General features: G+C 54.0%; 14 protein-coding genes. 1 reads left to right on the top strand and 13 read right to left on the bottom strand.

Features of this window, described 5'->3' with window-relative positions; genetic code table 11:
* Positions 1-53 precede the first annotated feature (53 nt).
* The 8 genes from lysA to ACFO9Q_RS11935 all read right to left on the bottom strand — a co-directional run bounded on the left by lysA (position 54) and on the right by ACFO9Q_RS11935 (position 7,337).
* Complete coding sequence (gene lysA, locus ACFO9Q_RS11970; protein ID WP_379182180.1) at positions 54-1,385, bottom strand: diaminopimelate decarboxylase; 1,332 nt, start codon at positions 1,383-1,385, stop codon at positions 54-56.
* Positions 1,386-1,509: 124 nt separating this feature from the next.
* The gene (locus tag ACFO9Q_RS11965) at positions 1,510-3,156 is read right to left on the bottom strand and encodes a spore germination protein (protein WP_379182178.1); all 1,647 of its coding nucleotides are present in this window, start codon (positions 3,154-3,156) and stop codon (positions 1,510-1,512) included.
* A gap of 47 nt (positions 3,157-3,203) precedes the next feature.
* Complete coding sequence (locus tag ACFO9Q_RS11960; protein ID WP_379182176.1) at positions 3,204-3,632, bottom strand: stage V sporulation protein AB; 429 nt, start codon at positions 3,630-3,632, stop codon at positions 3,204-3,206.
* 3 nt (positions 3,633-3,635) lie between these two features.
* On the bottom strand, positions 3,636-4,271 hold the full coding sequence (locus ACFO9Q_RS11955; RefSeq protein WP_379182174.1) for a stage V sporulation protein AA: 636 nt from the start codon (positions 4,269-4,271) through the stop codon (positions 3,636-3,638).
* 119 nt (positions 4,272-4,390) lie between these two features.
* A complete protein-coding gene (gene sigF, locus ACFO9Q_RS11950) occupies positions 4,391-5,146 on the bottom strand; it encodes an RNA polymerase sporulation sigma factor SigF (protein ID WP_379182171.1) in 756 nt (251 codons plus the stop codon).
* 21 nt (positions 5,147-5,167) lie between these two features.
* Positions 5,168-5,614 carry an anti-sigma F factor gene (gene spoIIAB / locus ACFO9Q_RS11945; protein WP_379182169.1) on the bottom strand — a complete coding sequence of 149 codons (447 nt, stop codon included), beginning with the start codon at positions 5,612-5,614 and terminating at the stop codon, positions 5,168-5,170.
* On the bottom strand, positions 5,611-5,964 hold the full coding sequence (gene spoIIAA, locus ACFO9Q_RS11940; RefSeq protein ID WP_379182167.1) for an anti-sigma F factor antagonist: 354 nt from the start codon (positions 5,962-5,964) through the stop codon (positions 5,611-5,613). The genes spoIIAB and spoIIAA overlap by 4 nt, the downstream gene beginning before the upstream one ends.
* Before the next feature lie 164 nt (positions 5,965-6,128).
* Complete coding sequence (locus ACFO9Q_RS11935; RefSeq protein ID WP_379182165.1) at positions 6,129-7,337, bottom strand: D-alanyl-D-alanine carboxypeptidase family protein; 1,209 nt, start codon at positions 7,335-7,337, stop codon at positions 6,129-6,131.
* A 244-nt stretch (positions 7,338-7,581) separates the two neighbouring features.
* Here ACFO9Q_RS11935 and ACFO9Q_RS11930 point away from each other — a divergent pair, with 244 nt between their 5' ends.
* Positions 7,582-8,652 (top strand): S-layer homology domain-containing protein, encoded by a 1,071-nt coding sequence (locus ACFO9Q_RS11930; protein ID WP_379182163.1) that lies wholly within the window; start codon positions 7,582-7,584, stop codon positions 8,650-8,652.
* Positions 8,653-8,733: 81 nt separating this feature from the next.
* On the opposite strand, the gene ACFO9Q_RS11925 is transcribed toward ACFO9Q_RS11930, so the two are convergent.
* The 5 genes from ACFO9Q_RS11925 to xerD form a co-directional block, all read right to left on the bottom strand.
* Positions 8,734-10,062, bottom strand: a complete 1,329-nt coding sequence (locus ACFO9Q_RS11925) for a pyrimidine-nucleoside phosphorylase (RefSeq protein WP_379182161.1) — start codon at positions 10,060-10,062, stop codon at positions 8,734-8,736.
* Positions 10,037-10,255 carry an aspartyl-phosphate phosphatase Spo0E family protein gene (locus tag ACFO9Q_RS11920; RefSeq protein ID WP_379182159.1) on the bottom strand — a complete coding sequence of 73 codons (219 nt, stop codon included), beginning with the start codon at positions 10,253-10,255 and terminating at the stop codon, positions 10,037-10,039. Before ACFO9Q_RS11920 ends, ACFO9Q_RS11925 begins: the two co-directional genes overlap by 26 nt.
* 110 nt (positions 10,256-10,365) lie before the next feature.
* Complete coding sequence (locus tag ACFO9Q_RS11915; RefSeq protein WP_379182156.1) at positions 10,366-11,190, bottom strand: purine-nucleoside phosphorylase; 825 nt, start codon at positions 11,188-11,190, stop codon at positions 10,366-10,368.
* 69 nt (positions 11,191-11,259) lie between these two features.
* Positions 11,260-12,438, bottom strand: a complete 1,179-nt coding sequence (deoB, locus tag ACFO9Q_RS11910; RefSeq protein ID WP_379182154.1) for a phosphopentomutase — start codon at positions 12,436-12,438, stop codon at positions 11,260-11,262.
* A gap of 35 nt (positions 12,439-12,473) precedes the next feature.
* Positions 12,474-13,367 carry a site-specific tyrosine recombinase XerD gene (gene xerD / locus ACFO9Q_RS11905; RefSeq protein ID WP_379182152.1) on the bottom strand — a complete coding sequence of 298 codons (894 nt, stop codon included), beginning with the start codon at positions 13,365-13,367 and terminating at the stop codon, positions 12,474-12,476.
* Between the last annotated feature and the right edge of the window lie 11 nt (positions 13,368-13,378).

Here is a 13,378-nt window from a genome sequence, read left to right as displayed (position 1 = left end):
TCGAATCAACTACCTTTCTATATGCGAATAGTACTACGTTACCAATAACGTCCTTATTTCGCAAGTGCCGATTTGGCAAGCCTTGCAGGAATGACATCATTCTCTACGATGTTATGGAGCGATTCACGCTTCACCGCCAGGTCGGCCGAGCCGTCCTTGACGAAGACAACAGCTGGCCGGCGAATCCGGTTATAGTTGCTTGCCATAGCGTAGTTATAAGCACCTGTGCAGAATACAGCAAGCAGATCGCCGCTCTCCGCCTTAGGCAGCTCCAGATCCCAGATCAGCATGTCGCCGCTCTCACAGCACTTCCCTGCGACGGACACGGTCTCCTCCGCCGGATCGTTCGCGCGGTTCGCGAGCAATGCTTCATATCTCGATTGATAGAGCGCTGGGCGAGGGTTGTCCGTCATGCCGCCATCGACAGCGATATACTTGCGCACGCCTGGAATGTTCTTATTCGTTCCAACGGTGTAGAGCGTCGTTCCGGCATCGCCCACCATACTGCGGCCCGGCTCGACCCAGATCTCAGGAAGCGGGAAGTCCGCCGCCTTGAAGTTCGTAATGATCGCATTCGTAATGGCGCCTACATACTCCGAGATCGGCAGCGGAGTATCTCCTTCGACGTAGCGGATACCGAAGCCGCCTCCAAGGTTAATGACCTTGAACGTTAAGCCCAGCTCGCTGCGGATGTCGACAGCGAAGCCGGCCACCTTGTCAACGGCCATGCGGAAGCCTTCGACCTCGAAGATCTGGGAACCGATATGCGAATGAACGCCGAGCACTTCCAGATTGGACAAGGTCAGCGCCTTCGCGATAGCTTGCTTCGCAGCACCATTGCCTAGATCGAACCCGAACTTGGAATCCTGCTGGCCTGTAGAGATATAGTCATGAGTATGAGCTTCAACGCCTGGTGTAATGCGAAGCAGAATGTTCACCTTCTTGCCTTGTGCAGCAGCCAGAGCATTCAGCAGATCAAGCTCAACGAAGTTATCTACGACGAAGCAGCCAATGTTGGCGTCCAGCGCCATATTAATCTCATCCGGCGTCTTGTTGTTGCCGTGGAAGTGAATTCGCTCAGCCGGGAAGCCTGCTTGGAGAGCTGTATACAGCTCTCCATCGGACACGACATCAAGCGACAGCCCTTCCTGCTCGGCAATAACACACATGGCCATGACGCTGAATGCCTTGCTTGCATAAGCAACCTGGAACTTCAGTCCGGAAGCTTGGAATGCCTTCACGTATTCCCCAGCACGCTGGCGAACGAGCGCCTCATCCACAATATATAAGGGAGTGCCGAACTCCTGAGCTAGATTCGTTACGTCACAACCGCCGATTGTTAGGTGTCCTTGTTCATTAATAGAGCTAGTTCCGTGTAGAAACATAGTTTCCCCTCAGCTTTCTCATCGGAAGTACCGATAGATTCGATTTGCACCAATAGCATCAGTATATCGCAATCTATCCTGAGGAGAAATGGATAATTTGTCTCTTCATTTGCATTATTTGAGCCTAGTTATCCGATGGCATCTTATCTGTCTGCTGCGGTCTGAGCAGGTTAGGACGCTTGCGATTCTGCAGCACCGGCACCCGAATAAGGATGCTCAGGAGAGCTCGTGCATCGAACGGGATGAATGGCCACATATAGGGCCGGTTGAAGGATCTCTCCTTGCACAGCACGAGCAGCATGACGGTCGAGGCTATGACGAAGCCCGGGACAGAGAACGCCGCTACGGAGATTAAGAGGATATACCTCACAATCCGATTCGCCAGCCCTAGCTCGTAGCTCGGTGTGGCGAACATCCCGATGGCTGCTACCGCCATATACAGGATGACTTCATTCACGAAGATGCCCGTCTGGACAGCAATATCTCCAATGAGTATGGCCGCGACGAGCGACATCGCGGTGGCCAGGGAGGTTGGCGTATGGACCGATGCCATTCGCAGCAGATCGACCCCGACCTCAGCCAAGAGGAACTGGACAAGCAGCGGCAGCTTGCCTGTCTTAGATGGACCGAGGAACTCCAGCGCCACAGGCTTCAGCTCAGGATGCATGACGAACAGCAGCCAGAGCGGCAGCAGGAACAAGGAAGCGAATATGCCAAGGAACCGGACCCAGCGCAGATAGGTGCCAAGGAACGGTGTCTGTCGGTTCTCCTCCGCATGCTGCACGAGGTCGAAGTAAGTCGTCGGTATCGTCATGACACTGGGCGACGTATCCACGAAGAGGGTGATGGCCCCTTCGAGCAGATGAGTGGCTACGACATCCGGACGTTCAGAATATCGTACGAGCGGGAAGGGATTCCAGCCTCGCTTCACAGTCGCTTCCTCCAGCTGCTTGTCGGCCATAGGCAGACCGTCAATCTTAATCATCGCAATCTTGTCCTTCACCGACTTCAACAATTCCTTGTCCACCAGGTCGTCAATATACGCGATGCATACGTCTGTGCGAGTCCGCTCGCCGATCTGTACAATCTCGTAGCGAAGCTTAGGATCTCGAAGACGTCTCCTCACGAGCGACACATTCGTCATGAGCGTCTCGACGAAGCCATCCCTGCTCCCGCGCACCACCTTCTCCAGACTCGGCTCTTCGGGACCGCGCTGGGGGAAGTTCTTCGCATCCATGATGAGCGCGGTTGACTCGCCATCGATGAACATAGCCGTGCTTCCAGACAGCACAGCAGTTAGCAGCTTGCTCCAATCCTCCTGCTTCTCCACTTGAGCGGCGGTGACATACAGATTCAAGAAGGCGTGAACCGCATGCGAGGATACATTGTCCGGCTGGAGGTAGGTGAGACGCTTCAAGATCTCCGTCAGGACGGTGTCCTTAACTAGTCCGTTCATGAAGAACAAGGCGGTCCGACGATCCCCGAATGTCATCTCGCGTACTACAATGTCGAAGCTCGTATGATAGCCGACGTCTGTCTCCAGCTTAAGCAGCACGTCATCCAGCTTATCCGGAATGACATGCTCCTCCTTGGAAGGCTCGTCAAGCTTGCTCGAATTCGAGGAAGCGGAGGACTTCCCGCTTGCGTTCGCCCCATTCCCCTCCTCCTCCCCCTTCGTGGAGGGCTCTTCCTGACTCTGCCCGGCCTGCGGATAAGGATATGCGGCTTCCGACTCTTCTGTTCCGGTCAGCTCGCTACGATGATCAGTCATGCTCTCTCCTCCAATATTATAATTAGCTGCCTCCACAGGACTACCGCCTACCACTGGAATACTAGCCAGTCATACAGCGAGCCCAGCGTCTTGCCAAGCACCATAGCCATCAGCAGCCCTACCATATACTTCGAGAGGTTAAGCCGCTTCGCCAGTATCGGCAGCACATTCATCACTTCCGTCAAGGCCGCTGCGAGCATGCCAACGAACGCGCCATCTATGAGTCCAATGCCACCTAGACTGATGACCTTGGGCAAGCCCATATGCCAATCCAGGAAGTCAGCGAATGTCCAATATACGGCGCCTGCAATGATCGCTGTCTCGAACCAGATGGAATGCCGGTAAGCTGAAGCGAGCTGAGCCAGCCTAGGAATCAGATCAAGGATAACCAAGAGAGCAACCAGCCCGCTTCCTACAGCCAGCCCCCCCGCCAGACCCAACATAGCAACGAATAGATTGGACAGCCCTTCGAGCATACACTACCCCCCGACATCCCCGTTATCCGACTTCTTGCGCATCTCATCAGCTATGACATAGGCATTCACATTCTCTTGGTACATATACAGCTCCACCTCGAGCGGATTCGGCTCCTCATTGAACTTGCGGCGGAACAGGTGGTTGAAGAAGATCATCATGCCGAGTCCAATGCCTAGAGAGTAGGGAATCTGGAACCACAGCGGGTGACTCGTCTTCTTGCCGGTTACCAGCTCCGCAATGCGCATATGGACCTCCTTCATACTAACATCCGTGTGGAAGTTCATAATGGCCAGTCCCGCTCCAAAAAAAAGCAGGAGCCAAGCTGCGATGAGAACAGCCATCCTTGGCTTAGCCGGCTCATCCGCTATCATGACTAGCACCTGCGGGTCTCCGTAAGCTTCGATGGTAAGCTCTGGCACGGCCTCGCGAATCCGCTTCACGATCTGCAGCAGATCCAGCACGACGCGGTTGCCGTCTGCCTTCCGATGCTCGTACAGCAGCAGCTGCCGAAGCGGCGCCTCCTGCTCCGGGTCTGCAAGCAGCCTGGCAGCTTGATGCAGGCGGACGCTCTCGCCGGGCTTGATATAGATTCTCTTCTTAAGCCTCAAGTAGACGGCATTATGTTGGGTTGAAGGCATGCAGCATCATTCCTATTCCTCAATAAGAAGCTCATGGCTGTTATTCCCTCCTTAGTATGAGACGAGGAAGCGTAGGATAGTCATGGTGAGCGCATAAAAAAAAAGACCAGACCGCCTTCTTACAGGGCGATCTGGTCCTTGATGGACTGTAAAATCTTCTTCTCCAGACGGGACACTTGCACTTGGGAGATGCCGAGCCTGGCGGCGACCTCGGATTGGGTCTTGTCTCGATAGTACCTCAGGTAGACGATAAGCCGCTCCCGCTCGGATAGGCCTTCAATAGCCTCCGCAAGCGCCAGCTTGTCGAACCACCGCTCTCCGGACTCATCCGCTATCTGGTCCATTAACGTAATGGGATCCCCGTCGTTCTCGAACACGGTCTCATGGATGGAGGTGGGCGGCTTATTGGCTTCCTGCGCGAATACAACATCCTCAGGCGTAATGCCCAGCCGTTCCGCGACTTCCTTAATGGTGGGCAGCCGGCCAAGCGTCTTCGACAGCTCATCCTTCATCTTCCGAACCTTGTTCGCCGTCTCCTTGAGCGAGCGACTTACCTTCAGAGTCCCATCGTCGCGAAGGAACCGCTGAATCTCTCCAATGATCATTGGAACTGCATAGGTGGAGAACTTGACATCATAGGAGAGGTCAAATTTGTCTACCGACTTGAGCAGTCCAATACAACCGATCTGGAACAGATCCTCAGGCTCATACCCGCGATTCATGAACCGTTGAACGACGGACCATACGAGCCGAATGTTACACTGTACGAGCGTATCTCGGGACAGCGTATCACCGGACTGGCTAAGCGCTATTAATCGTTTCACTTCCACATCGTCCAGATACGGCTGTGCCGCTTTGTTCAAATCGACTTTCATGAAGGCCCAACCCCTATGCGCTTAGTTGTAGAGCGCTTTTTTCGATTCGATCCGCTTCATCATCGCGACGCTTGTACCGCTGCCCGGCTCACTGGACACGTCGAAGCGATCCATGAAATTTTCCATAATGGTAAATCCCATGCCAGAGCGCTCCATCTCCGGCTTAGAGGTGAACAACGGTTGACGAGCGAGGTCTACATCTTCGATGCCAGAGCCTTGGTCGCTTATAATAATGGATACGGTGTCGCCTTCAATAGAAGCCTTAATCGTTACCTCTTGGGAATCATCGCTGTTGTACCCATGGATGATGGCATTGGTAACTGCCTCGGACACCGCCGTCTTCAGATCATTCAGTTCGTCCATCGTGGGGTCCAGCTGCGAGACGAAGGCAGCAACTGCTATGCGAGCGAACGCTTCGTTCTCCGAGCGTGCGCTAAAGGAAAGCGTCATCTCGTTAGTCCCTTTCATGACACCACCTCCAGACTCGATATGGCCGTTCGTTCATTCTCATGCTTCTGCAAAATTTTGAACAATCCAGATAATTCGAACAAACGGTGTACGTTAGGGTTAACGTCGCAGACAACCATCTTCCCGCCTCTGCTCTTAACCTGCTTGTACCGGCCAAGAATAACTCCCAGACCGGAGCTGTCCATGAACTCGAGCTCCTTCAGGCTAAGAATAATATGATCGCTGTTCCCACGCATAATCGCCTCTTCCATCTTGAACCGGACAGCATCTGCCGTATGATGGTCGAGCTCACCTCGAAGCCGGACGATAAGCACATTGCGGTGATGCTCCAACTCCACTCCCAGACTCATACTTCCCTTCAACTCCTTCAAGGTAGCTTAGAGATGCAATTCTCCGCTGCGGAGCGCTTCTCCTGCCTGCCGACAAAACTAGAAGCAGGGCGCTACAAGCTGACAAAAAGTGCGGAGCTGGAGCGTTAACGGTTATCGCCGTTCACTGGATAGATGGCTGTAAGTTAAGAGAATAAACTGCCCATGGAGCGCTTCATTAATCGCCACAAGCCCGCCTTCTCTATCGTCTGAGGGGCATCTACCGGGAATTCCGTCAATACCTGACTGCCTTGATAGACGATAATTCTGCCTACCTGATCGCCGATCTTAATCGGTGCCTTCAAGTTGTCATTCAGCTTAAGCTCGTATCGGATATCATTCGTAGGCGTCCCCTTCTTCAGCAGCACGCTGTAGGAATGCTTCGCTTGAAGCGGTAAGGAGGCTACGGACCCCTTCTCCACTTGAAGCGTCCCCATCGAATCGCCCTCCTTGAAGATGGAGTGATTCATATACTGTGCGAAGGAATAATCGAGCATCTTGGACACTTCCGCATTCCTCGTCTTCGTGTTCGGCTCGCCCATGACGACGGCCACAAGGCGCAATCCATCCCGCTTCGCCGTTGCCGACAAGCAGAACTTCGCTTCATTCGTGAAGCCAGTCTTCAGACCGTCCGCACCGGTGTAGAAGCGCACGAGCTTATTCGTATTCACGAGCCAGAACGGCTTCTCCGACGACTTGCGCAGATAGTCCTGATACAGTCCCGTATACTTCGTAATCTCCGGGTGCTTCAGCAATTCCTTCGACATGACCGCAATGTCATGGGCAGACGTGTAGTGATCCGAGGCAGGAAGCCCGTTGCAGTTGGCAAAATGTGTGTTCTTAAGGCCAAGCTGAGCAGCCTTGTCGTTCATCATCTTGACGAACTCCGCTTCAGTGCCGGCAATCTTCTCTGCCATCGCAACCGATGCATCGTTGCCGGAAGCCAGAGCGATCCCCTTCACCATCTCATCTACCGTCATCTCCTCTCCAATCTCGAGGAAGATCTGGGAGCCGCCCATGGATGCCGCATATTCGCTGGTCGGAACCTTGTCTGTCAGCTTAATGCGCCCGTCATCGAGCGCCTCCATGATGAGAATCATCGTCATGATCTTCGTAATGCTGGCCGGAGGCAGCTTGTCATGGCTGTTCTTCTCGTAAATAATTGTGCCGCTATCGGCATCCATTAGAATAGCAGAACGAGCGGATGGCGCGAGGTCGGCAGCTGCTGGCGGCGCAGATGGCTTAGCTGCTGCTCCTCCGGGAGTCTTCTCCTCAGCTTCGGCCCATACGGCGGTCGGCAGAGCTACGGTTAAGGCAATGAGCAGAAGCAGAAGCTTCACAGAATAGATTCTCACTAGCGGGGTCCCCTCCTAAGATGAATGCGCCTTGCTCCACGTGAGTGGTCGCAGGAAGCGCAATTCGGGTATATTCTCATCTCTAGTGTGGGCTCCATTCATGAAAAATATTCCAAATCAGCCGAATTATATTTGTGCTATAGATGTGGGAGAAAATGGCGGAGAATTAAGGGTAGAAAAACGTTGGACAATTTGGTATTCTATCTCTCTGAGTCTAAAAACTACTAGAAGGAAGGTTACATCATTGAAATCATTATTCAAATCAATGGGATTGGCACTTATTGCCGTCATGATGATCGCGAATGCAGGAGTTGCTTCGGCTGATGCATTCGACGATATGCTTCGCTACTATCCGGAGGATATTGAAGACAGCTGGGGATTCGAAGCACTTGACCAGTTCGTCAATGCAGATCTGCTGCAAGGTTACATAGATGAGGAAGGAACGGTTACACTCCGTCCCGAAGCACCGGTCAAGCGTGCAGAGTTCGTAGCGATTCTAGTGAGAGCTCTAGGACTGACGAAGGCAGAGGCTTCGGCCAAGAGCTTCACCGATGTGAAGCAGACCGACTGGTTCTATGAGCCGGTCAGCATTGCCAGCTCGCTTGGTATTGTCAATGGTAAGACCGAGACAACCTTCGGTCCGAATCTGCTTGTAACGCGCGGCGAGATTGCAGCGATTGTCGTTCGTGCGTTCCAAGCTACGGTTAAGTTCGAAGAGGCTAGCGCAGCCCCTGCCTTTACCGATGTGCCGGCCGGATATTTTGCAGCGGGATATATCTCGCAGGCGAGCCAGGCCGAGATTATCAAGGGCAAGACGGCCACACAGTTCCAGCCTAACAGCCCAGCTAAGCGGGTTGAAGCCGTAACGATGCTGCAGCGTGCCCTTGCGAAGCAAGACTCGGCGCTGCCTGAGGATGCGGCTCTGCTTGCTGTAGTGGAGGAGGCTTCGAAGTCTGAAGCGAATCTGCTAGAGGCGAAGAAGTATGGCGAGCTGGACGCGCTCTACAAGAAGCAATCTACAGGCTATATGCTGGCACTGAACCTGCTCAACCTCGAATTCATGGAGTATATGATTGAGGACGGCGGCCGAATAGACTTCTCTGTCGTGACTGAGCCAACCTTCACTGTCGTTAGCAAGACGAATCGCTTCGCAGTCGTGAAGACAGAGGGCGGGGTATCCCATCAAGTGGTCGTGGATGAAGAAGGCGAAGAGATCATGAATGATGACGTTCCGCTCGAAGGCGAGCTCTTCTTGAAGCTGATGCCGGACAACAGCTGGAAGATCTACAACACCACTACTGAATCGAAGTGGTAGTGGAGCAGCAGATAGGGGCAGCGCGTGTAAGTCACGAAGTGACTTCACGTGCTGCCCCTTTTTTATTAGGATGCTGCAATCTCAGTAACGCTTTACCCCATCAGCGGTGACGACGGACAGCAGCAGCGGTCTAACTGCAGGCTTGCTTGCAGAGATGGAGTAAGCCTCCCGCACCTGCTCGGCCACAGCCCGGATTGCTTCTGATTGCTCACGGACATGGAGTACCGCGAGCGTCTCGCCGGCTTGAACGGGCTCTCCGACTTTTTTGCGAAGGGTGATGCCCACGGCATGATCGATAATAGCTTCCTTCGTCGCTCTCCCCGCTCCCAGCAGCATGGCAGCGAGACCTAGCTGCTCCGCTTGTATGGCGGCTACGTAGCCTTCTCCATCTGACTTCACTTCGATGAGCTCCGGCGCTTGAGGGAGACGGGATGGATCATCCACCGCTGCAACATCGCCCCCCTGCGCTTCGATGAAGGCTCTGAACTTGCCCAGCGCTTCCCCATTGTGAAGCTTGCCGCGCAGCAGCTCTCTGGCCTCATCGACAGAGCCAACCTTGCCCCCGAGGACAACCATATGCGCACCAAGAGTCAAGCACAGCTCGGTGAGGTCCTCCGGCCCTTGCCCTTGAAGCGTCATGATTGCCTCATGAACTTCCAATGCATTCCCGATACCATAGCCGAGGGGCTGATCCATATCGCTAATGACAGCAGCCGTATTGCGGCCTACTTCCGTACCAATCTCCACCATCGCTGCTGCAAGCTTCTCCGAATCACCCAGCGTCTTCATGAACGCTCCGCTGCCCGTCTTCACATCGAGGACGATCGCATCCGCGCCGGCTGCAAGCTTCTTACTCATGACGGAGCTCGCAATTAGAGGAATGGATTCCACCGTCGCTGTCACATCCCGAAGCGCATACATCTTCTTATCCGCTGGCGCTAAGTCACCGCTCTGGCCGATTACCGCGAGTCCGATATCATTCACCTGTGCAATGAACCTCTCGCGGGACAACTCCGTCTGGAAGCCTTCGATGGATTCAAGCTTGTCAATCGTGCCGCCGGTGTGTCCGAGCCCTCTGCCCGACATCTTCGCAACAGGCACCCCTGCAGCTGCAACGAGCGGTCCAATAATGAGCGTCGTCTTGTCACCAACTCCGCCTGTGCTATGCTTGTCCACCTTAATGCCGTGAATGGCGCTAAGATCAACCGTATCACCGGACTCCGCCATCGCGATCGTCAGATTCGCAGTCTCAACCCGGGACATTCCGCGAAAAAAAACAGCCATAGCAAAAGCCGACATCTGATAATCAGGAATGTCACCCCCGCTATAACCGTTCATTATATACTGCAGCTCGGAGGCGTTAAGTTCTCCTCCGTCTCTCTTCTTATGAATGAGATCTACCACTCTCATGCTGTTCCTCCTCATCGCTGTCATCTTCTGCTTGCCGTGAGAGACGCTGCTCCTCCTGAGCCCGGACGATGTACAGATCCAAGGACTGGCTGAGCAGCAGCACTTCACGATTCAAGAAGGTCTGCTTGTCTAACGCCTTCTCTATCATCCTGTCGCGTAAGGATTCCATCTGCATATAGAACTGCTTGTCCATAGCCATTCCACTCCATCTATCGTTAGTCACGGACATTATACGACGATGAGTAAAAAAAAGGCTGTCACAATTAGTCGGCTCAAATATTACAATTGTGTTACAAAGTCAGCTTAAAGGCGTGGAATGAGCCCAGTCACGAGTCCCAGGAAGCGAGACTTGACACGTTCTGTCGTCTCCATAACTTCAGCATGAGATAATGGCTGGTCCAAAATACCCGCAGCCATATTGCTGATGCACGAGATGCCTAATACCTCAATCCCGCCATGTCTAGCTGTAATGACTTCTGCTACAGTAGACATGCCTACCGCATCCGAGCCGAGTACACGAAGCATCCGAATCTCAGCCGGTGTCTCATACGTAGGACCAAGGAGACCTGCGTAGACGCCTTCGCGCAGCGTAATGCCTTGACCTGCTGCGACTTCACGCGCAATGGCTCTAAGGCGCTTGCTGTATGCTTCCGACATATCCGGGAAGCGAACACCCAGCTCATCATCATTCGGTCCAATGAGCGGGTTGCGTCCGGTGAAGTTAATGTGATCGGAGATGAGCATCAGATCGCCAGGCTCGAAGTCGGTATTCACTCCGCCGGCTGCATTCGTTACGAGCAGCAGCGTCGCTCCCAGCGCCTTCATCACCCGGACAGGGAAGGCCGTCAGCTCAGGTCCATATCCTTCATACATGTGGAATCGCCCGCGCATGAGCAGAACCGGACGTCCAGCAAGCTTGCCTAGCAGGAGCTCGCCAGCATGTCCTTCTACCGTAGAGACGGGGAAGTGCGGAATGTCATGATAAGGGATAATCACTGTCTCCTCCAGATGATCTCCCAATATGCCGAGCCCTGAACCCATAATCAGGCCAACCTCTGGCTGCAAGCTGGACTTGCTGCGAATATACTGTGCTGCTTCTTCAATATGTGAACCCGTTAACAGATTCATTATTGGCTTCCTCCTCCATATGATTGGGCTTCTACCCTTAATATCCTTGCCTTCTCATTCTTGTCCTGCTTACACCAGCTCACTCAGCAAGCTAGTCCCGTTAGGCGGCTTAGCCGCTCCGAAGTTATCGGCTATCGTTGCTCCCAGATCGGAGAATGTCGCCCGATCCGCAAGAGCGTGTCCTTCCTTGAACGAAGGGCTGAACAGCAGCAGCGGCACGTACTCTCTCGTATGATCTGTTCCATGATGAACCGGATCATTGCCATGGTCAGCTGTCACGACCAACAGGTCACGCTCGCCAAGCTTCTCTTGAAGCGCAGGCAGCGCCTGATCGAACTCCTCTAAGGCAGCCGCATAGCCGGCAGGATCGCGGCGATGGCCGTACAAGGAGTCGAAGTCGACTAGGTTCGTGAACAGGAGACCCTTCCAAGACTCCCCCAGATATTCCATCGTGCGTGCTATGCCATCCGCATTGCTCTTGGTTGGAGCCGATTCCGTAATGCCTTCCCCGTCGAAGATATCATGAATCTTCCCCACAGCGATGACCGACAATCCCTGATCCTGCAAGGCATTCAACACGGTAGGCTGCGGAGGCTTCACCGCATAATCATGGCGATTCGGTGTTCGCTTGAAGGCGCCCGGCTCTCCCAAGTATGGTCGTGCAATGACTCGGCCTACCGTGAACCGCTCCTCCATCGTGAGCTCGCGGGCAATCTCGCAAGCCCGGTACAGCTCCTCCAGCGGAATGACAGCCTCATGTGCAGCAATCTGGAAGACACTGTCCGCGGAAGTGTAGACGATCCAAGCTCCCGTCTCCATCTGCTCTTGTCCCAGCTCATCCAGAATGTCTGTTCCGCTAGCCGGCTTGTTGCCAATGACCTTCCTTCCAGTCCGCTCCTCGAAGACGGAGATCAGCTCATCTGGGAATCCTTCCGGGAACGTCTGGAACGGCACCGTCAGCTTCAGCCCCATGAGCTCCCAGTGGCCGGTCATCGTATCCTTGCCAGTGGAAGCCTCTGCCATCTTGCCATAGTACGCGGCCGGCTTCTCCTCGGAAGGATTCCATCCATGAAGCTTCGCAATCCGGTCGATTCCCCACCGGCGAAGATGCGGCAGGTTGAACCCGCTCACTTTCTCAATAATATGCCCTAGCGTGTGTGCCCCCTCATCCCCATAGGCCGCCGCATCCGGCAGCTCGCCGATTCCGACGCTGTCGAGCACGATTACGCATATTCGATCGAATGTCATACTAGCTGCTCCTTTCTTCTCTCAAGCTCTATCTGTTAAGCTCGAGGGTGGGCTCCGTTGTAAGCCTCCGTCATTCGAACCTTGGTTGCCTTCATGTAGAGCTCCGTAGTAGATAGATCTGCATGACCGAGCAGCTCCTGTACCGCCCTTATATCCGCCCCATTTTCGAGCAGATGAGAGGCGAATGAATGCCTGAGGGTATGGGGAGTAATTTCGCTCTCGATTCCGGCGGAATGAGCGTATTTTTTGATGATTTTCCAGAAGCCCTGTCTCGTCATTCGCGATCCCAGCTGGTTCAGGAACAAGGCGCACTGCTCATCTCCATTCGCAGCCAGCACAGCTCGTCCCTCCTGCAGATACTGCTGAACGGCGCCCTTGGCGATTCGGCCAATCGGAATGATACGCTCCTTCGAGCCGCTGCTGCTAATACAAGTCATATACCCAAGCTCGAGGTGTAGCTGGCTTAGATCCATCATGATTAGCTCCGACACTCGTATTCCGGTAGCATATAGCAGCTCTAGCATCGCGCGGTCACGCAGTGAAGCAGGAGTATGGCCCGCAGGCGACTCCAGCAGACGCTTCGCCTCTTCTATAGATATGATGTTCGGGAGCCGCTTCTCCTGACGGGGGGCTTCCATATGTAGGGCTGGATTCGACGTAATGAGTCCATGCACGGTTAAGTAGTGGAAGAAGGCTCGCAGCGATACGATATGCCGGGACAGCGTCGATGCCTTGCGTCCCTTCTCCTTGAGGAGAAGCAGGTAGCGGGACAGATGATGCTTCTGAATCTCCTTCACCTGCGCCTCGCCCAGTGACTGTATATACTGCTGGAAGGAAGACAGATCCCGCTCATACGACTCTATCGTGCTGCGCGAGAGCTGCCTCTCCTCCGCCAGATAATGGATGAACGAATCCATATAATCTCTCATCTAAGGGTACC

It is taken from the genome of Paenibacillus sp. GCM10023252 (assembly GCF_042653305.1).
Taxonomy (GTDB): Bacteria; Bacillota; Bacilli; order Paenibacillales; family Paenibacillaceae; genus Pristimantibacillus.
This window is presented reverse-complemented; position numbering and strand designations above follow the sequence as displayed.